The organism is Pedobacter jamesrossensis (assembly GCF_042650905.1).
Classification (GTDB): Bacteria; Bacteroidota; Bacteroidia; order Sphingobacteriales; family Sphingobacteriaceae; genus Pedobacter; species Pedobacter jamesrossensis.
Genome location: NZ_JBHSBY010000133.1, coordinates 25,195 through 46,034, shown reverse-complemented (window position 1 = coordinate 46,034; position 20,840 = coordinate 25,195). Strand labels below are relative to the sequence as shown.

At 34.0% G+C, this 20,840-nt stretch carries 18 protein-coding genes and 1 tRNA gene; 10 read left to right on the top strand and 9 right to left on the bottom strand.

Annotation, left to right across the window (positions count from 1 at the left end; all coding sequences use genetic code 11):
- Positions 1-336 precede the first annotated feature (336 nt).
- The 5 genes from ACFOUY_RS15290 to ACFOUY_RS15270 all read left to right on the top strand — a co-directional run bounded on the left by ACFOUY_RS15290 (position 337) and on the right by ACFOUY_RS15270 (position 2,071).
- Positions 337-723, top strand: a complete 387-nt coding sequence (locus ACFOUY_RS15290) for a response regulator (RefSeq protein ID WP_378961846.1) — start codon at positions 337-339, stop codon at positions 721-723.
- Positions 724-812: 89 nt separating this feature from the next.
- Positions 813-1,028 carry a hypothetical protein gene (locus ACFOUY_RS15285; protein WP_378961844.1) on the top strand — a complete coding sequence of 72 codons (216 nt, stop codon included), beginning with the start codon at positions 813-815 and terminating at the stop codon, positions 1,026-1,028.
- Between the two features lie 211 nt (positions 1,029-1,239).
- A complete protein-coding gene (locus ACFOUY_RS15280) occupies positions 1,240-1,440 on the top strand; it encodes a hypothetical protein (protein WP_378961842.1) in 201 nt (66 codons plus the stop codon).
- Positions 1,441-1,617: 177 nt separating this feature from the next.
- Complete coding sequence (locus ACFOUY_RS15275; RefSeq protein ID WP_378961840.1) at positions 1,618-1,800, top strand: hypothetical protein; 183 nt, start codon at positions 1,618-1,620, stop codon at positions 1,798-1,800.
- Positions 1,801-1,986: 186 nt separating this feature from the next.
- Positions 1,987-2,071, top strand: a tRNA-Ser gene (locus ACFOUY_RS15270).
- 63 nt (positions 2,072-2,134) lie between these two features.
- Here the strand turns inward: ACFOUY_RS15270 and ACFOUY_RS15265 are convergent.
- Positions 2,135-2,848: a LytR/AlgR family response regulator transcription factor gene (locus ACFOUY_RS15265; RefSeq protein ID WP_378961839.1), complete on the bottom strand. Its 714-nt coding sequence runs from the start codon at positions 2,846-2,848 to the stop codon at positions 2,135-2,137.
- A 395-nt stretch (positions 2,849-3,243) separates the two neighbouring features.
- Here ACFOUY_RS15265 and ACFOUY_RS15260 point away from each other — a divergent pair, with 395 nt between their 5' ends.
- The 3 genes from ACFOUY_RS15260 to ACFOUY_RS15250 all read left to right on the top strand — a co-directional run bounded on the left by ACFOUY_RS15260 (position 3,244) and on the right by ACFOUY_RS15250 (position 5,280).
- Positions 3,244-3,552: a hypothetical protein gene (locus ACFOUY_RS15260; protein WP_378961837.1), complete on the top strand. Its 309-nt coding sequence runs from the start codon at positions 3,244-3,246 to the stop codon at positions 3,550-3,552.
- 392 nt (positions 3,553-3,944) lie between these two features.
- Positions 3,945-4,436 (top strand): peptide-methionine (S)-S-oxide reductase MsrA, encoded by a 492-nt coding sequence (msrA, locus tag ACFOUY_RS15255; protein WP_378961835.1) that lies wholly within the window; start codon positions 3,945-3,947, stop codon positions 4,434-4,436.
- A gap of 49 nt (positions 4,437-4,485) precedes the next feature.
- Entirely contained in the window at positions 4,486-5,280 is a 795-nt protein-coding gene (locus ACFOUY_RS15250) for an SDR family NAD(P)-dependent oxidoreductase (protein WP_378961833.1), read from the top strand.
- 42 nt (positions 5,281-5,322) lie between these two features.
- On the opposite strand, the gene ACFOUY_RS15245 is transcribed toward ACFOUY_RS15250, so the two are convergent.
- Both ACFOUY_RS15245 and ACFOUY_RS15240 read right to left on the bottom strand, forming a co-directional pair.
- Entirely contained in the window at positions 5,323-5,841 is a 519-nt protein-coding gene (locus tag ACFOUY_RS15245; RefSeq protein ID WP_378961831.1) for a protease, read from the bottom strand.
- Between the two features lie 267 nt (positions 5,842-6,108).
- Entirely contained in the window at positions 6,109-7,278 is a 1,170-nt protein-coding gene (locus ACFOUY_RS15240; protein ID WP_378961828.1) for a DUF3095 domain-containing protein, read from the bottom strand.
- 153 nt (positions 7,279-7,431) lie between these two features.
- Here ACFOUY_RS15240 and treF point away from each other — a divergent pair, with 153 nt between their 5' ends.
- Positions 7,432-8,982: an alpha,alpha-trehalase TreF gene (treF, locus tag ACFOUY_RS15235; protein WP_378961826.1), complete on the top strand. Its 1,551-nt coding sequence runs from the start codon at positions 7,432-7,434 to the stop codon at positions 8,980-8,982.
- A 57-nt stretch (positions 8,983-9,039) separates the two neighbouring features.
- Here the strand turns inward: treF and ACFOUY_RS15230 are convergent, their stop codons facing one another.
- The 6 genes from ACFOUY_RS15230 to ACFOUY_RS15205 form a co-directional block, all read right to left on the bottom strand.
- The gene (locus ACFOUY_RS15230) at positions 9,040-11,079 is read right to left on the bottom strand and encodes a glycoside hydrolase family 65 protein (RefSeq protein WP_378961825.1); all 2,040 of its coding nucleotides are present in this window, start codon (positions 11,077-11,079) and stop codon (positions 9,040-9,042) included.
- A 77-nt stretch (positions 11,080-11,156) separates the two neighbouring features.
- Complete coding sequence (locus tag ACFOUY_RS15225; RefSeq protein ID WP_378961823.1) at positions 11,157-12,665, bottom strand: RagB/SusD family nutrient uptake outer membrane protein; 1,509 nt, start codon at positions 12,663-12,665, stop codon at positions 11,157-11,159.
- An 18-nt stretch (positions 12,666-12,683) separates the two neighbouring features.
- A complete protein-coding gene (locus tag ACFOUY_RS15220; RefSeq protein WP_378961821.1) occupies positions 12,684-15,710 on the bottom strand; it encodes a SusC/RagA family TonB-linked outer membrane protein in 3,027 nt (1,008 codons plus the stop codon).
- 129 nt (positions 15,711-15,839) lie between these two features.
- Positions 15,840-16,763: a carbohydrate kinase family protein gene (locus ACFOUY_RS15215; RefSeq protein ID WP_378961818.1), complete on the bottom strand. Its 924-nt coding sequence runs from the start codon at positions 16,761-16,763 to the stop codon at positions 15,840-15,842.
- Between the two features lie 12 nt (positions 16,764-16,775).
- Positions 16,776-17,957: a glycoside hydrolase 100 family protein gene (locus ACFOUY_RS15210; protein ID WP_378961816.1), complete on the bottom strand. Its 1,182-nt coding sequence runs from the start codon at positions 17,955-17,957 to the stop codon at positions 16,776-16,778.
- On the bottom strand, positions 17,954-19,300 hold the full coding sequence (locus ACFOUY_RS15205) for an MFS transporter (protein WP_378961814.1): 1,347 nt from the start codon (positions 19,298-19,300) through the stop codon (positions 17,954-17,956). Before ACFOUY_RS15205 ends, ACFOUY_RS15210 begins: the two co-directional genes overlap by 4 nt.
- Before the next feature lie 454 nt (positions 19,301-19,754).
- On the opposite strand from ACFOUY_RS15205, the gene ACFOUY_RS15200 reads away from it, so the two are divergent.
- Positions 19,755-20,753 (top strand): LacI family DNA-binding transcriptional regulator, encoded by a 999-nt coding sequence (locus ACFOUY_RS15200; protein WP_378961813.1) that lies wholly within the window; start codon positions 19,755-19,757, stop codon positions 20,751-20,753.
- Positions 20,754-20,840: the final 87 nt, after the last annotated feature.

Here is a 20,840-nt window from a genome sequence, read left to right as displayed (position 1 = left end):
TTTTAACAATCTCTCATTAACTTATTTCTTCAAATATGAATATTTTTCAATGAATTAGACACTTATATGGCATATAAAGAAAAAATGCAGGCGTTAAAAAATAGTGCTTTTATGTAAAGTGTTGTATGTTAAAAGATTATAAAACTTTTACCTTGTCAACTTGTTTATACCATCAAATGTGATTGAAATATAAAATATTCAATTTTTTGTATTGTCACCTAATTATTTCAATTGTGAAAGAGTTATTTTAATATATTTGCTCCCTGAAAAAAACAGGTTACTATCATTTTTGGTTTTTATTATAGGTAAATTATATAGTTGGGGAAGATGTTATAGATGAAGATAAAGCTATTAAATATTGATGATGATGAACTTGTATTATTCATCCACGAAACTTTAATTCAGCAAACAGAATTTTATGAAGATTCTATGTTCTTTTTAAATGCTAAAAATGGACTAGAATTTCTTGACAATTCTAAGGTATCTGATGCAGAATATTTACTTTTGTTAGATATCAATATGCCTGGTATGAATGGCTGGGACTTATTAGATGTTTTAAAACACAGATCTTATGCTTCTAAAATTAAAGTAATTCTGCTTTCATCGTCAGAAAACGAGTCTGATAGACTTAAGGCAAAAAACTATGAACTTGTTCAAGGTTTTTTAAGTAAACCTTTAAAAATTGAACATTTTGATACTATAAAACAGATTGCCGGAATTTGATTTTTACATTTAATTAGTGGCGTTTTGTTTGTAATTTCATTTTTAATTTAATATTTGCTTTCAAAGTTATAATTGACAAACTTTGCGTTATGCATATTTTGCCGGGTACTGATACCCGAATTATAAACTTAGAGGGAACTATAATCATAATTACAGCTGTTAAAGACGATGTTTCGCTTTACAGAGTTATGATTGATGGTCTTTTCTATGGTTATGTTCAAAGAATTGATGGGGTTTTGCACAGACTCGACGGAAGCAAAATTTCGAATGAATTTTTCTCCGAGATATGTCGAGTAATTCAGTAGATTAGATAGTAATATAATTTCGAAACAAGGATTATTATTAACTCAACATTATTTTATCAATCATTTATAATTAATTCTTAATTATCTTAAATTGAGATATTGCTAATCGTTTTTTAATAAAAAAATATACATATTTTATTTAATTGAATTATTAATTCTACAACTTTAAGGATTTTTGGTTGAGTTTTTGTTTGCAGATTATAATCTAACTATGAACAAAGATTGTATGATATTTAAAATAGGACCAGAAAAATTTGACGAATTAACACAGATTTTCTTAGTTAATAAAAATTCAGTAACTTTTTTAACAGAAGTAAAAAACATGTCTGAAGTAATTGGAGCAATTTTTCTTAAAAAAACAGAATTAGAGGTAAAGCTTGAGGAATTTGAACAAACTTATAGGGAAAAATAAATTTGCATAAAAAAGTCTTTTAATATTCGTTATAAGTATTCATTTGCTTAAGTAATTGTGGACAAAGTATATATGTTGATAAATAAAACAAATTATTTTACTCTTTTAGGTAGTGAATTAAGTTTTTTCGATCTTTTTCTTTTACTTTAGTATGCTGAATCTCTAAAGGCATAATGTATGGTTTTCAAATTAGCACCCTCTAAATTTAAAGAACTATCTAAACTGGTTGATTTAAATATCAAGACGGTTACTGTGCTTACAGAAATAGAAGATGTTCCGCAAGAATACGGAGCAATTTTTATAAAGAAAACTGACCTTGAAGTCCTTTTCGAAGATTTTGAAAAATCTTTAAGCAGATAACTCTAGTCTCGCAAGTTTACTATTCCAAGTTATTACTTTTTTGCATATCAATTTTATTAATAATGTTATGGTATTAATACATGCAATTAAAAATATTTTCGTTGATTACCATAGGGTTAACATTAGTCTAAACTTTTTATTTATACTAAGGCTTGTAGATTTGATTTAGATGATTACTTTTGCAGCGGAAAGCTGGCAGAGTGGTCGAATGCGGCAGTCTTGAAAACTGTTGACTGTAATAGGTCCGGGGGTTCGAATCCCTCGCTTTCCGCATAAAAAAGGGTGGTAATTTATAAAATTACGACCCTTTTCTTTTTTAGGTTTTGATTATTATTTAAACAGCACTTGTCTTTGTAATTTCTTCTAAACGGAGTGAGAAAGATTTCTTAAAAGTAGAACCTATTTTTACCTGAATATTCTTTGATAGATAAACCATGTTATTTTCGATTTTCTCTATATAAGCTTCTGAGATAATAAAAGATTTATTTATTCTAATAAAGCCAGTGTATTTCTCTAGTAATTTTTCAAACTCATAGATTTTGCCGTAAGTAATTACTGTTTTATTAATGCTGTGAATTTTTATATAGTTCGATGCCCCTTCAAATGCAATAATTTGATCAATATCGGTTTTTATAAATTCATTCTTTTTACCAACCTTAATCCATAAAAAAGGTCTTTCCTTAATAATGTTTGCAATCACATTATTAACCACCAACTCAAACTTTTTAAAATTAAATGGTTTCGGTAAAAACTGTTTTGCGGCCAAATCATAACCTTCAACAGCATATTTTAAATGAGAAGAGACAAGTATTAAGCTTTTAATTTTGTTGCCTACTTGTTTTGCTACTTCTATGCCGCTAATTTCTGGCATTTCTATATCCGTAAAAAGAAAGTCCAAAGGCTCTGAGGAGCGATTTATTTCTTCTATAGCAAGCATAGGATTGGTAAAACCTTTAAGCAGACTAAGCTCCGGAATTAGCGAAATGTATTCTGTAAGCTGTTCAATGGTTCCGGGATCGTCATCAATGATAATGCAAGTGAAAGTCATTAATAGTGTTAAAAGCTATAAAAAAATTTAGAGGATAAAATATCTTTTTCTTAAAAAGAACATAAGGCAGCAAAGGTATGTACATTTAATGTAACTAATTAATTACACAGCTTAAAGATGCATAATATTTGGCTCTGTTTACATAAAATACGCATTATAAAGTCTAGGTTTGCTTTTTTATTCCTTATAGTTGTGGTTCGTAATAGTGCCTTCTAACAATTAATGATATAGTTGGAAAATTTAGTAATCTTAATCAATTGGCATAATATTTAAAGGTTTTGGCATAAAACAGAAAAATTAAGAAACTTTTTTTCAGTACTTCGCATTCTGATTTTTTAAGAATTCTTTTTAAAAGCATTTTTTTATTAAAAATCCCTAAACTTAACTAACTCTATATGCATGAAATTATCGAAAGACAAAAAGTTGGCACCTTTGTAAAAAAAATTGAACTGGAATGGCCAGATAGTATAGATCATATGGTATGGGAAACTGCTTTTGAAGTCCACATCTACCTCAAGGAAGGTCTATCGCCTACAGCTTTTGTTAAAAACCTGATGCCTAAAGTTGCTATGTTTATTGATTTCAAATCGTTATTAGTAATTCACTATCTTAAATACGATGGAAGCTCAGTAAAATCTATGGTATTTAATTTTGAAAATGAGTTAGTAGCCTTTCCAGAAGATTTAGAAAAATCAAAAATTTAGTTTAACGGATTACATTTCCATTCTCCAGTACTTGATTAGCTTCGTGTTATAAATAAACCATAAATGATGAAAATTATAATCACAGGTTCTTTAGTGAATATCGGTAAGCCACTTACAGGGAAATTTGACTACACAGGTTGTTGAATTATATGAAAGTTTACACAGCAGTTTATTAGCTTCTCCTTTTTATGAAAATAATGCTAAAACAACTAGTGAGGTTAAATTGAAAGATTTTGCGCCTGCAATAAAATCAAAAACAATTATATAATAGTAATCTTTTGTTTCATAAAACAATTCTAAAGGAAGACATGTCTTTAAAATGGCATTTTTCTATCAATTCTTGCCGTTTACAGTGTAGTAATGTAACTTTAATTATAAAAACGAATTAACATATGAATACTGAAAAAGCCATTTTGGCTGGAGGTTGCTTTTGGGGTGTAGAGGAACTTATCCGTCAACTTCCGGGTGTAATTTCAACAGTTGTTGGTTATACTGGTGGTGATGTTCCTAATGCAACTTACCGTAACCATGGAAGCCATGCAGAAGGCATTGAGATAATATTTGACCCTACAATTTTATCATATCGTAAACTGCTGGAATATTTCTTTCAGATACACGACCCAACAACAAGAAACAGGCAAGGAAACGATGTTGGTACATCTTATAGATCAGCAATTTTCTTTGAAGATGAGATTCAAAAAGAAACGGCTCTAACTTTAATTGGTGAAATGGATGCATCAGGCGTATGGCCAGGTAAAATTGTAACCGAGGTGGTGCCTTCAACAGATTTCTGGAATGCTGAAGAAGAACATCAGGATTATCTACAGAAAAATCCTTATGGATATACCTGTCATTTTGAAAGACCAGATTGGAAAATGAATTAATATTTTAAGGCCTTTGTATTTAAATCGAATTAGGAAATAATTTATAAAAATGGATTTACAACTTAAAAATAAAACTGCATTTATAAGTGGCTCTACCGCCGGAATAGGTTTTGCTATTGCTGAAAACCTATTAAAAGAAGGTGCTAATGTGATTATAAATGGAAGAAGTAATGAAAGTGTAGATGCAGCAATGAAAGAACTTAGAGATTTGAATCCACAGGGAAGTGTTTTGGGTTTTGCGGCCGATTTTTCAAATGCAGGAGACGTCATTAAATTAATTGCAGAGTTACCTCATATCGATATATTAGTTAATAATGCCGGTATTTTCGAGCCTAAAGCTTTTACTGAAATATCTGATGAAGATTGGTTTAGATTTTTTGAAGTTAATGTAATGAGTGGCATTAGGCTATCTCGTTATTTTTTTTCAAAAATGCTTGATAAAAATTGGGGAAGAATTATTTTTATATCCAGCGAATCAGCTGTATTTATTCCTGAAGAGATGATTCACTACGGAATGACAAAAACTGCACAGTTGGCGGTAAGTAGAGGGCTTGCTGAGTTGTGCAAAGGAACTAATGTAACGGTTAATTCGATTTTACCCGGCCCAACAAAATCTAAAGGTGTTGGTGCTTTTATCGAAGATTTAGCAAAATCGGGTAATCTAACAACAGCTGATGTTGAAACCGACTTCTTTAGAAATATGCGACCTACATCATTGATACAAAGATTTTTAGATGTAAAGGAGATTGCAAATGCGGTTGCTTATTATTGTAGTCCATTATCTTCTGGTACTAATGGAGCATCTATTCGGGTGGATGGAGGGTTAATAAGATCTATATTGTAGAATAAAATTGGGTTCGGCAAATAATAGCCGAACCCAATTTTACTATTTTAAAAGTGATAAAATGATGCTGTCTTTAACTACAATACCACTCATGTTCGCTGCATTGTATTTGATAGTGTATTTACCTGGTTTTGAAAAATCATAACCTTTTAAAACATTAATTTCTGAAACCAGACTATCTCCTGATTTTAAAGAAACATAACTATCTGCAGGAGGCGGCATAACTCTTTTTGCCATTGGACCTTTATAAGGTGCTTCCGTACCTTCATCAGCTGTAATGTCTAAATATTTGCTAAGCAATGGCTCAAATGGCGTATGCCATTTACAAAACTGACGGGTGCTATCCGTTTCATTATAAACAGTGAAACGTATTTTAACCGAATCGCCAACTTTAGCCGTTGGTAGTGCAAACATTTTTCCTGTAATTGTTGTTGGTTTTTGAGTGTTAACCTGCTCCTTTGCAGTAGAATCACTATCTGAGCCATTTTCAGACAAGCGAGAAGAAGAACTGCACGCTGATAAAAGCAGGCATACAGATGCTATAATTGTTGTGTTTTTCATTCTGCAAAATTACTCTTTTTAACTCTATTTCAAGGTTAAATAAACATTATCAATACGATTTCGATTGTTTTTCAGATTATCAATTATTTGGTTTTCGATCTGTATTATAACTTTATGGCTCTAAAGAATCTCGCTTAATTATTAAATAGATATTTTTATTAGAGAATTTATTTTAGTTAATGATGCGTAACAGATATGATATTTCATCACCATTTAAACAAAACAATTTAAAATACGGATGCCGTGGATTACGGCATCTGTGCTTTTTTATTGAGTATTTTTTTGTTGAAATTTGATTTTCTCTTTCAAAATCTTCGCAGCCTGAGTGTAAGCACCTTCAGAGCCATCAACGAAATGAATATGGTCGTCTGCTAAATCTCTTACATAACAAGACATTACAGATGCGTTACTCACATACAAACCAAAGAGGATTTTATCTTGTTTTTCCATTTCATTCAAGACTTTCTCTAGTTTAAGTCTTTGGCTTTTTGTTCCGGTAATTACGGTATTTATTCGACCGTCGATAACAAGAGTATCAGACATTTCTACTAATTGTTTAAGGTAGTTTTTGCCGCTTTCGGTTTTAAAATACAATCGGCCATAAAGGTTAATAACCCAGGTTTTTATCAGCTCTAGAAATTTGATTTTCCCTAAACGATGCTTCATTTCTTTACCCAAATTATTGAAACTGGTTCTGAAGATTAATTTAGGAATTGAAATAGGCTGCCGCTTTTCCTGATTACCATAAATCGCATCGATGTGGCTTATAACTTTGCTAAAAACTTCGGCTTGTTTTTGATAATCTTTTGCAAGAACTAAAAGCGTTACAATTTCTTCACTGTTTTCTGGCGGTTCAATTTTGTCCCATCTACATTGCATACCACTTAAATCTAACTCCTCTTCCGATTCATCATGACCGCTCAATAAATAACCCTCGCCTTTAATAATCTTTTCAGCATATTCCAATCCATCGCCTAATACAATCGGGATAGAAAAATTTTCGGTACTATTAAATCTGCATATTTTAAGCGAACAATTATTTAAGTAAATTTCTGATACAGGAATGATTCCAGCTCTTAAATCGAGATTGAAATTTTGAAGCGTATTGGTTCGGTAAAGTAGCAACGATTTCATCACATCTTTTACAATAGCAGAAGGAACTATAAAGGTTGCGCCATCACCACCAAAGAAAAAGGGAACTAAAATTTTCGCTTTAAAAGCGATATTTAAAACTGTAACAATACTTCCGGTTGCGATAAGATTTACCGTTTCATGCAAGCCAGATAAAACGGCAGTAGTAGAACCTTTAATATCTGTAATGATAACATGCCAATCATTTGGTACATCTTTAAAGACACTTTTATTTACAAGTAACCTGCTTAGCGGGATTTTATTGATGGGCAAATTAGAAAAAAAATGGTTTTGATTTCCGGCCATAACATTAATTAGTCGATACCTAATATAGGTAAACTTAACTTTTATTAATTTGTTTTAAATGCTTTTTTATATGTTTTTAGCACTTAAAACTAATGAAATTTCGAGGTGTTTTAGCATATATTTTATTTATCTTTAGTATCATCATTATATTTTATGAGAAAAATACTAATCATTTGCTTCCTATTTATTTCCTTAAAATCGGTTGCACAAAAAGAACTTAGTCCGAGGCAAACGTATCCTGGTTTATTCGAAAAGGTACAATTAGCAAGCATCTATCCTGATAGTAAGTCTTTTGCCGATGCCATTCCTAAAAAGACATCGAAGGTAATTATGGAAGCTTACACAGCTCAAAAAGATCTAAAAGAATTCGACCTTAAGAAATTTGTTGAGGAGTATTTCAGTATGCCAGAAAATCATAATGCATTATATAAATCTGATATAGGCGCAGGTATTGAAAAACATTTAGATACACTTTGGACAGTGTTGGAGAGAAGTCCTGATCAGATTTCAGAAATCCGAACTTCTTTATTGCCACTACCTAAACCTTATATTGTTCCTGGTGGAAGATTCAGAGAAATATATTATTGGGATTCTTATTTTACCATGCTTGGTTTGAAAAAGGCTGGAAAGATAAAGATTATGAAAGATATGATTGATAATTTCGCCTATCTGATTAATACCTATGGTTTTATTCCAAATGGAAATAGAAGTTACTATTTAACTCGCTCACAGCCACCATTTTTTGCTGCTATGGTTAAACTATTAGCTGAGAACAATCCAGATGTTAAATTGAGTGATTATAAAGGTGTATTAGAAAAAGAATACAATTTTTGGATGAAAGGAGCTTCTACATTGGGCATTGGTAAAGCAATTAATCATTCGGTAAAACTTAAGGATGGAAGTCTGTTAAATCGTTATTACGATGCTGGCGATCAACCTAGAGAGGAATCTTTTCGCGAAGATTTTGAAGCTGCAAAAATGACTAAACAGCTTCCTTCAGCATTTTTAAGAAATGTGCGTTCTGCAGCAGAATCTGGATGGGATTTTAGCAGCCGTTGGTTTGCCGATGGAGAAAATTTTAACCAGATTATAACAACTGATTTGCTTCCGGTAGATTTGAATACACTGATGTATAATTTGGAAAAGACGATTGCAGAGGCAAATCAGCAAGCAGGAAATATAGCAAAAGCCAAATTGTTTTTAGCTAAAGCTGACAAACGCAAAGCTGCTATTTTAAAGTATTTCTGGAATAGTAATTTGAATTTTTTTACCGATTACAACTGGAAAATGCAAAGTTCTTCGAAGCAATTTACCTTAGCTGCTTTATTTCCTTTGTATTTTAAATTGGCAACCCCTACACAGGCTAAGTTAGTTTCGATAAAAGTGGAGAAAGATTTTTTAAAAGCAGGTGGTTTAGTATCAACACTTAAAACAACTAAAGAACAATGGGATTCGCCAAATGCCTGGGCGCCTTTGCAATGGGTTAGTATACAAGGATTACGCAATTATGGTTATGATAAACTTGCTGATACTGTAACAAACCGATGGGTTAATTTAAACATTGCCGTATTTAAACAAACAGGTAAGTTGATGGAAAAATATAATGTTGTTAATGCCGATAGTAAAGGGGGTGGAGGAGGAGAATATCCTTTACAAGATGGTTTTGGTTGGACAAACGGTGTTTTGCTGAAGTTGTTGAAATAGATTTTGATTTAAGAGCATCGTTTTATGCCTTTTTTAGCAATAAACGATGCTTTTTTATTATTTTTTATTGGTGTTTATAAATGTTTTTCCATCCATTCCAACACCGGTAATTTTTAACGATTTCCAGTTTGAAGGTAAAACTGAAGGGATTTGTGAAATTCCTTTTGCAGAAATATCTAATCCTCCGAAACCCATTAAAACGCTTTGCAATACACCACCAGCTCCAGTTGCAAAATATGGATTTGTACCACCTTTAGTTTCTGCAATAACTCTAAATGGAGGGTTCAAATTTGGTTGATAAGCTTCTTTAAAATAGGTGTAAGCCTTATTGCCATTTCCTGTTCTTGCATAAAGTAATGCGAAAATTGCGTGTGTCATTGCAGGTGTTCCTTCATCAGGAATTCTGGTTTCGTAATAAGCTAAGTCTTTTTCTATCTGATTTTTATCCACAATGGTTTTTAAGGGATAAGCCAATAAATTAACATCAGCTTGCTTTATACCTTCGCCTTTGTAGCTTGCATGTTCTTTAGTAACGCCATCTGGAAATTTTAAAATAGGAATATTTTTTTCAACCAATTCCCAGTCTTTATTTAAAGGAATACCTAAAATTGCAGCTGCTAAATTTGCGTTTTTCAAATTTAACTTAGCCGCTGCATTTGTAAAAGCATTATTATCTACATTTTCAGCCCATTCATCGGCTGCTACCACATTTTTAATATCAAATTGATTTTGGCCATTTCTTTCTACTCTGCTCGCCCAAAAATCTGCTGTTTGAGATAAAATTGGCCAGCCTTTTTCTTTTAACCAGGTTTTGTCTTGCGTTACACAGTAATAATTCCATGCAGCTAATGCTACATCGGCAGAAATGTGATGCTCAAAAGGACCACTTAATGCCCAAACCGGAGTTTCCTCAACACCTGTATCTGCACTTTCCCATGGGTACATAGCGCCTTTAAAACCATGAGCGAATGCATTTTTCTTCGCCGCTTCTAATCTCTCGAAACGATATTCTATTAAAGATTTAGCGATATCAGGATGTAAAACCAGCAATGCAGGAAACATCCATATATCGGTATCCCAAAAAACATGGCCATTGTAACCTAAACCAGATAATCCCATTGGTGATAAAGAGTAGGATGTACCTGCTCTTGAGAAGGCTGTTAAATGATAGAGCATACTGTGAACATCTTGTTGCGCTTGTGGGTCGCCATCTATCTTGATGTCTGATTTCCAAAGTTCATCCCAGGCAGCATTATGAAATTTAATTAACCTATCATGCCCTTCAAGTTTAGCGAAAATTGTCATTCGCTCAGCTTCATTAAGCGGGTCGGCATGTTGAGCAGAACTTATTGTGCTTCCAACAACAGAATAAGTGTAGCTTTCGCCAGTTTTTAAGGTTTTATTAAACTTCATTAGGTGGCTGTTATTATCCCACATTTCGTGAATAATTTTAGGCTCACTTCCATGCGCTTCATTAAATAAAAAACTGTTAGATGCGCATAACTGCAATTTACCTGTCGGACTTTTTGCCGTTGATGTTAGTAAACTAAGGGTTACATGAGGTCTATCAATTTCATTGTAATAATTCTCTACATCGCGAAGTGCATCAGGCGTTTCCATTACACTGGCAGCGGTTAATTTTAAATCTTCTTTTGCAGTAATGGTAACATCCATTAGTACAGAATAAGGTAATTGCCTTAAAGCATAATAAGTATATTTTATGATTGCTTTGCTGCCGTAATTTAGCTGTGTTGTAAAAGAAGCATGCTGCATATCCAACTCTTGCTGCATCTCTTGTACGTTTTGCCCATCAAGTCTTTTTCCGTCAATTTCAACATACATATTAAGTAAGTTAAAACCATTTAAAAAGTTGCTTACACGACCACGGCCATAAGTATCATAAGCGCCAGCTAAAACAACATTTTTTACTTTGAAAGGTTGTGGTGCAGAAACAATTCCGATAATTCCATTAGCAACGGTAACACCATAATAATTATTAGGATCTATTTTATCCGCCTTGATTTTCCAGGGATCTTGCGCCTGTACTGCTAAGCCAAAAAATAGCATCATTAAAACAAATGGCGTGATTTTTATCATGATAGATTTTAATAGTTTTTGTACTAAAAGACTAAGCCTGAGTTATCAGGCTTAGTCTTAATTATTTTTATGCTTAGTTAGTAACCTGGGTTTTGAATTAAATTTGGATTTCCAAGTTGATTATCTGGGATAGGGAATACTAAATATTTAGCTTCGCTAGCTGGTTTCTCTTGCCATGCAGCAAGGAATTTTCCGAAACGAATTAAATCTTGTCTTCTAAAACTTTCCCAGTAGAGTTCACGACCACGTTCATCAAGCAAAATATCTAAAGTTAAACTTGTTAATGCAGACGCACCTCTAACCGTTCTGATTGAATTTACAATCGCCAATGCTTGTGGTGCTAATGATGTTCTTAATTGCGCTTCAGCTTTCATTAATAATACATCAGCATAACGGAAATAAACCCAATCGTTGTCTGGTTTGTTTGAACCTGAATTTGCAAAATCGATGGGATATTTAATAACTCGGATACCGGCAACCTCTAAGTGATTTGGATCACGTTCAATGATGCTAACCTCTGGAGTAAAAGCCAAAGGATTACCCTTTCTATCTTTTAAAGCAACGCCATTTTGATTTAACTGCTGACCTACCAAGAAACCAATTCTAATACCAGAAACATTGGTTTGACCAGCGTAAGAACCACCTCTTCTTGTATCGCTGGCTTCAAACTTTGCATAAAAATTTGAAAGCGTAGAGAAACCATTGTAACCACTTGGATTTTGGTTGTAATGTGTTGTACACTTCCATTGACCATCTAAATCGCTACCAGCAGTACCACCAAGATTTTGTGCTGTAAAAATATTTTCTTTTGAAAGAATATCATTTGTAGGGGCAAAATTATCAAAATAGTTAGCTGTTAAAGTATATCCACCAGCAGTAATTTCATCAGCAAGTGTAATCACTTTTGCCATATCTGCTGCATCGAAAGTTGGTGCGTTTCGGTTTAGGAAAGCGCCCTTATTCAAGTAAACTTTCATTAAAAGCACTTTTGCAGCATTCTTATTTGCAACATTTGCTGGTCCTGCTGGTAAATCAGGGATAATTGCTGTTAACTCATTAATCAAATAAGCAATTTCATCAGCTGCATTTCTAACTCTTGATGGTTTAGTTACATCTTCACCTGAATCTCTATATGGCACTTGTCCCCATCCATCTAAAATAGAAAACTGAGCAAAAGCACGTAAAAACCTAGCTTGCGCAGCTTGTGCAGCTGTTGGACTTGCGCCAAGAACACTTGTTGCTACGTAAGAAATACTGTTTAAATCTCTGAAAACATCAGAAATTCTTGAATTGTCTGGTGCCCATTTATGTAAATGTAAAGCACGCCAGGCGCCGTTATCGTCCCAGTCACCTGCTCTGGTTGGAACAATTATTTCATCTGAGGTTACTTCTTGCAAAGCAGACCAATTCCATGGAGCCTGGTATGGGCCTATCATAGCAGAATAAGTTGCACCCAGTAAACTGGATACATTGCCACCCGAAACCCCTGCACTTCCTACCTGACCGTTCAGGTTTTCATCAAGCTTGGTGCAACCTGAAAAACTTAGGGCAACCACAGCAAAACCGAAAATATATTTATTTTTCATGTTTTTATTTATTAAAAATTATAGAGAAAAATTAACGCCAAAATTGAATGTTCTTGCGGTTGGGTACGCCGTATAATCAATACCCGCCGATGGAACGCCACTTACACCTTTATTAACGTTAACCTCAGGGTCAAAACCAGTATAATTGGTAATTACAAAAAGATTTTGTCCGTTAACATAAACGTTTAATGATTTTATTGCTTTACCGATATTTCCAAAATTATAGTTAAGCGTTGCGTTAGCCAATTTCACATAATCACCTTTTTCAATATATCTTGATGATGCAGCTATTGGATTTGCTAACGATTCTGGAACTGGTAAGGTTGCCAACGCAGAAGAAATATTTCTTGTACCTAAGTTAGAAATGGCCAATACAGAGTTTGCTGTGTTATTATAAATGTCTTGTCCGAATGCACCATTAAAATTAGCTGTAAAAGACAATTTTTTATATCTGAAATTGGTACTTAAACCCATTATAACTTTCGGATTCGGATTACCTACATAATAGTTGGTAAAACCATCATCAGTATAAAGTGAAAATCCGTTAGCATCCAAACCATTGTATTGTCTGGTTACCATAGCAAATAAAGGCAAACCATTTTGAATAACTTCTGTAGTAACACCACTTAAGCCTTGGCCATTTAACGAACCTGTTTTTATGATACCGCTGATATTTTGAACCTCATTTTTAATGAAAGTTGCATTTCCACCTAAAGACCAAGAGATATTATCTTGTTCAATAATGTTTCCGTTTAAAGTTAACTCTAAACCTTTATTGATGATTTGACCAGGTAAATTTACCCATGTTGGTACGTTACCACCCACTGCCGGTACGAATGAAATCTGCGGAAACAGTAAATCGTTAGTTTTTTTATGGAAATACTCAATTGAACCTGTTAGTCTGTTCTTTAATACAGCGAAATCTACACCTACGTTAGTTTGTACATCCGATTGCCATTTAAGATTTGGGTTTGCATTGTTAATGGCAATTAAAGTTGGTGCTCCATTTGAGTTACCGTAATCATAACGCTGTTGAGCAGAACCGGATGGAAAATCCTGGTTACCAGTTTTTCCATAACTCACTCTTAATTTCAACTGATTAATCCATTCATTGTTAACCATAAAGCTTTCCTTTTTAATATCCCATGCAGCAGCTAACGAAGGAAAGTATCCATAGCGGTTAGATTTACCAAACTTAGTAGAACCATCTGCTCTGATGGTAGCTGTTAAAATATACTTGCTATCATAATTAAAAATTGCTCTTGCGAAGTATGATTGCAATTCTGTAGTTGGGCTATTATAAGCAGAAAAAGTGCGGTTTGCTGGTGCAGTTGTTTGGAAAGCATCAGTATAATCACCATCAATTTCGCCAAAACCAGTAGCGGTATTCGTTGTTCCTTTGTTTATGAAACTAGAATACTCATAACCGATAATTGCGTTTAAATTTAACTTACTAACAATCTCTTTATTGAAATTTAAAGTATTTGTAAATTGCTGCGTAATTAATTCACTGTTAGAGTAACTTGCATAACCTCCAAGAAATGCACCTGATGGTTGAATACCCTGAAGATTTAAGAAACTTCTGGTTGATGCTCTTCTGATACCTGTGCTGTAATTTACGCTTGCAAGCATACGATATTCTAACCAAGGCGTTATTTTGTAATAAGGAGAAACACTTCCTAAAATAGTTGATACTTTCGATTTATCGTTATTCGCCGCTAATGCAGCCATTGGATTAATCGTTGTAGTACCATAATCGATGAATAAACTTCCATCAGCGTTATAAAATGATTGAGTCGGATTCCACGCTAATGCCTGACTGATTAAACTTCCAGTAAAACCAGCATCGGTAGTAATTGGTGCGATGCTTTCTAAGTATTGGTTACTAATCATGTTTACATCAAGACCTAATTTTTTGCTTTCTAAAAACTTAAAGTTTCCATTAAAACCAGCACTGTATTTCTTAAAGTCAGTTGATCTGATTATACCTTGTTGGTCTTGATAACCCAGTGAGGCACGATAAGTATTTCCATTTGCACCACCGCTGATACCAACAGAGTAATTTTGATTGTAAGCTGTTCTTGTAATTGCATCAAGCGCATCTACACTAGAACCGAAATTACCAGTAGTCAGGTTGTACCTTGCTAATGCGGCACGGTATTCATCACCAGATAATACATCTACTTTTTTAGCGATATTGCTCACGCCTGCAGATGCACTGACATCAATTTTTGTATCTCCAGATTTACCTCTTTTGGTGGTAATTAAAACCACACCATAAGCTGCACGCGAACCATAAATTGCGGTTGCAGATGCATCTTTTAATATTTCCATCGATTCTATATCAGCAGGATTGATAAAGTTTAAGGGATTGCCATCTGGTGCGGTACCGATACCAGCACTAGAAGATGGTCTTGCTGACCTACCATCGAGTGCAACTCCATCAACTACATATAAAGGCTGCCCTGTACCTGTAATTGCAGAGTTACCTCTAATTCTAACTGTAGATGCGCCACCTGGCTGGCCACTGTTGTTAATCATTTGTACACCAGCAACTTTACCTTGAATTAACTGATCGGGTGCGTTTAAAGGCCCTTTGTTAAAATCTTTAGCCGAAACAGTTGTAGCCGCCCCGGTTAAATCGCTTTTCTTTACAGAACCATAACCAACAACCACTACCGCATCTAAATTATTAGATGATGATAATGTAACGTTAACAACTGTTTGATTATTGATACTAACTGTTTGTGTTTCCATGCCCACAAAACTGAAAATTAGTTTTGCTGTTGGACTTGGTGCTGTGATAGCGTATTTACCTTCCACATCAGATTGTGTTCTTGTATTTGTGCCAGCTACTTGAATGGTTGCTCCCGGTATAGGCGATTTATCGTTATCGTAAACGATACCTTTAACTACGGTTTGTGCAAAAGCTGCTGTACTAAACAACAGCATAAAGAAACTTAAAATTATAAGTTTCTCTAAAGATTGCAATTTCTGCTTGTAGTGTAAAACAGACCAATTGCTTTTTGGTAGAGTAATGTTCATAATGGATTTATTAATTGGTTAGAAAATTTGTTTTTTTAGGAAAATATATTCCTTTAGCTAAGGTGGGGTATGTTTTTGCATAATTTATTGGTTAGGGAGTTATGTGTTAATATACGATTAATTTTACATTTAAATAAGACTTCTTTTATAGAGTGGTTCAAGCTTCCCGATTTTTTTAGAAGCCGTTATTAGGGCATTGTCAATACACTCCGCAATAGGTTTTTCTTCAATAAAATAGGCTAGAAAGCCTGCCCAAAATGCATCTCCAGCTCCTGTAACGCTAATGACTTCTTTTACTGATAATGCAGCTTTATAAATCCAGGGTGAATTTTCTTTTTTAAACCAAACACCATCTTTTCCGCAAGTAAGACATATTGCACTAACATCTATATTATTAAGTTCTTGCATAGATTCTTCAATACTTAACTTTCTTCCTGTAAACCTTTCTATATCATCAAGGCTGATTTTTATAAGCGGTTTAAATCTGCAAATCTGTTTAAAAACGTTAATACCATTATCATCATTCCAAATAGTGGGTGCATAATTCCAATCAACAGATAAATATTTGCCCAACTTGTAAGCCTTTGAAAAAGCATTTAAAATGTTGCTTTTTGCCGGGTCTTTACTTAATGCAAAGGCAGTAGTATGAAGTAATTTAGCATCATTAATTAAGCTGTCATCAATTTTATTTATTTGAATATCTGCACTACGATAGGCAATAAAATCTGGTGTGTTTTTGCTCTTTCCAACCAGAACTAGGCTCGTTTGAAAGTTAGAGAGTCGAGTTAAATATTTATCAGATAATCCTGCTTCTTTTATTTCATTAATCAGATAAGTTCCCAAACCATCATCACCAACTGAGCCAATAAGTTCTGCATCAACATTCATCCACTTTAGATTTGCACATAGATTGGCAGAACTTCCACCTTGGCTCATTACAAAGCCCGAAGAAAAGGCAAGCGATTCTATATCTTTTTCTGATATTAAATCAGCTAGTAATTCACCGATTACCAAAACTTTCTTTTTCGAAATATGTACTGTATTCTCATTCATCTTTTCGGCCAATTAAAATTTAAATAACTTAATAAAAGATTCATTTACTGCTTGTTCTGCAATTATAGCTCCAGCAGCACTCCAGGTACAATTTGGGATACCACAAGGGTTTTTATCTACACCATGCAAGCATTCATTAAATAAATCATCTTTAGCATTAGCTGCATGAATATCCGCTGTTATCCTTTTTGCCAGCGATGTTTCTCCTTGTTTTGCTAATGCTGATGCTAACCATCCATTCCAAACTGGCCATAAACCACCATTGTGAAAATAATTTGGCTGATTACGAAATGAATATGCATAATTGTTTTTAAGGTCATTCATGTCCTCATCACCCTCTTTAATAGTAGGATAGAAGGACGGTAAAATGGATTTTTTCTGTTCATAAAGGTTTTTAATCCAGCTTATTACTGTATTATTTTGTTCTTCATTTCCAATCTCAAGCAGCAATGCGAAAGTGTTAGCCTGCAAATCAAAGTATTTGTAAACTCTTGCCGGATTAAAACCCATTAACCAAAACTTGCCCGATGCATCTTTCATCTGATGAAGCAAATTCGGCGCATAGGCAGATTCACTACTTTCCATTTTCCAGTAATTCTGTTGAATAGATTTTACGATATTCTCTGCCTTATCTTGCCAAAGTTTATTTTCTTTTATTGATGAGGCTAAACGCAAAGCCCAAAGCCTCAATAACTGGTCGAAAAGTATATAGCCATGTTGTATATATTCATCAGCCCAATCTCCACTTTGTGGTACGTAGATTAAATGTTTGCCGTTAAATTCCCATGCATCCATAACCGAAAAGCATTTATTAACTTCTGGCTGGTATTTTCCCCAAAGTGATTTATCATCAGTTAAAACAGTGAAGGCTGATAAACCTATTACTGCCCATGATGGATTATCGGCTCTGCCCGATGTACCGCCATAGCTTACCACATCGCCAGATGGCGAAACATTCGAAGGCATAAATCCAACTGGATGTTGGTTGTTCAGAAGGGTTTCTATTGTTAATTTGGCAGTTTCTATTAATTTTTTATCGCCACTTAATAATGCTGCAATTGAAGTTATAACCCCATCTCTTGTCCAAACACGTTTGTAATTGTCGTGTTCTTGCACAGCCGCAACAAATCCAAACGGAGTTGATGCCTCTTGTAAAAGGTTTAATGAAAGGTTATATGCAGTAGAATCTATCATGCTTGTATTTCGCTTTTGTTCTTGATGAACAGAACCATTACTCCACCAATGGCAATTAATGCTCCGGCAAATAGTATGGCATTTTCGGGGTTATGGCCTAAAATATACTTGTATATGTATTTGAAAGTGATGGTTTCGAGCAGCATTGGCATTACAATAAACATGTTTAATATGCCCATGAAAATCCCGGTTTGTGCTTTAGGGATACTGCCAGCAAGCATTGCGTAAGGTGTACCCATCATACTTGCCCATGCAATACCTAATCCAATTATCGGGATGAAAAGTAAAGCCTCACTTTTAATCATTGGCAAAGTAATGAGGCACATGCCACCAATTATCAAGCTAAAAAAATGGACTCTTTTAGCTGTGATTTTCCTTGCAAAATAAGCTAAAGGAAATGCGACCAAAAAGGTAACCACATTGTAACCGCCGTTTACGGTTCCAGTAAGCAATTGTGCTGAAGCAAACCCATCTGAAGATGGATTTACAGTATTGAATATAGTTTTTGCTAAACACAAAGTGATAAATTGCCAGTAAATAAACATGCCATACCAATTGAAAAGATAAACCACACCAAGTTTTTTCATGGTTAGCGGCATAACCTTAAAAGCTTCTAAAATATCTTTAAGAATACTTCCAATTCCACCCGGCATTGCCTTTACTTTTTCTACTTCTTCTGCGGTAAGCGGTGTTTCTTTAGTGGTGAAACAGCTATACATAATAGAACCTATAGAAACAACTCCGCCAATAAAAAATGCCGCATAAGTTGTGTATGGAATATTATTTGCACTTCTGGAGTGAATACTGATTAATCCGGCAGCTATTAAAATACCAGGTGTTAAGTTTGCTAATGTAATCCCTAAACCTGTAAAAAAGCTCTGTGTTAAAAAACCAAGTGCATGTTGTTCTGATGGCAGTTTATCACTAACAAAGGCACGATAGGGCTCCATAGTAATATTATTGCCAGCATCTAAAATCCAAAGAATACTTGCTGCCATCCATATAGAACTGCTATAAGGCATAGCGAATAAGCAAATGCTACAAAGAATAGCTCCGATTAAAAAATATGGTCTTCTTCGGCCAAATCTACTTGTAGTTTTATCACTCATTGCACCAACTATCGGCTGAATAATCAATCCTGTCATTGGGCCGGCTAGATTTAGAAGTGGAATTTGGTCGGCATTTGCTCCTAAATACGAATAAATAGGAGTCATATTGGTTTGCTGTAAACCAAAGCTGTATTGGATGCCGAAAAATCCAAAGTTCATGGCTATAATCGACCCAAAATTTAACTTAATACCGGATGAAAAACTTTCAACCTTTTTTTCTGAAGCTATTATCATATTTTAGGTTGTTTAAGTTTGTAACTGACCATTGATTAAGCATTAAATTAATTCTTTAAGCCTTCTAAATTGGAAACGCCTAACACGTTTGCAAGAGTTTGAACATCATTCATCATTTTGTTTCCTCTAAAAATTGAAATTAGGATCGGTACTAAAAAGAGATGTGATTGGGAGTATTCTTCTATTTCGATTTTACTCATAATCACTTTAATCAGTTTTGTTAGAAACATTTTTAAAGTTTAGTTTTAGTTAGTATTGGTTAGATTATAGATTCAATAAATAAATCTGACTTAGCATCGATGTTATTTATTGTTTCGAATAATAATATGAAGATAAAGCTATTAACAATTCGAAACTTGCGAAAATGACGAATAATAACCGCAAACGTTTGCGGAAACATTTGCGAAAATGTTTGTTGTGGAAAACTTATATTTGAATAACCAATTTTTCTTAAATGAGTCAGAACCCAACATTGAAAAAAATAGCTGAAAAGCTAAATGTAAGTATATCAACGGTTTCTAGAGCTTTGAAAGACCATCCTGATATTTCACCAGAAACAAAGAGAAAGGTTAATGAACTTGCCGAATTGATAGAATATGATCCAAATCCCTATGCGGTAAACCTCAGAACGCACAATAGTAAGGAGTTTGCTATAGTTGTTCCAAGCCTGTCTAATTTCTTTTATCATTCTTTTATCAGTTCGATAGAAGAAGACGCTCGTATGTATGGTTACTCGGTTATTATATATCGCTCTGCGAACGACCCGAAAATAGAACTCGAGATTTTAAAAAGTTGCAGGCATAAGAGAGTTAGTGGAATATTTATCGCCATAACTTCCGAAACCAAAGAAATAGAACCATTTCTTAAATTAGATACTCAAGGTATTCCTGTCATATTTTTTGATAAAGTTCCGGAGTATGAATCTTGCAATAAAATTTGTGTTGGCGACGCACACGCGGCAACTTTAGCTGCAAATGAAATTTTAAAAAAAGGTTTCAAACGTGTGTTTGGTGTTTTTGGAGATAAGAATATGTCAATTACTCAAGTAAGATTGCAAAAGTTTGCTGAGGTAATTTCAAATGATGGCTCAGAAATAATATTAGAAACAGTTCATGCTACCAGTTCTGCTGAGGCAGAGGCGATGACATTAAAAGCATTATCTAATTATAAAAAGAACGATTTTGTGATTTTTTGTATGAGCGATGAGACACTAGCCGGAGCCATGAAGGCAATACAAAGAAAAGGACTTAAAACGCCAGAGGATATTGGGATTGTAGCCATAAGCGATGGAATGATTCCTCAGCTTTTTTATCCTGAAATTACTTATGCAGAAACAAGTGGCTTTAAGTTAGGGAAATTAGCCTTTAACAGGATGATGAAATGTATTGCCGGAAGTTCTTTTGCACAGACAATAATCGACCAATCTATGCTGATAGAAGGCGGCTCGCTTTAATAATGTAAATTGAAAGGTTAAACTTTTGCAATTACAATATTATATGATGATTTTTAATTTCCATTTAGATAATTAATTTATTTTTAA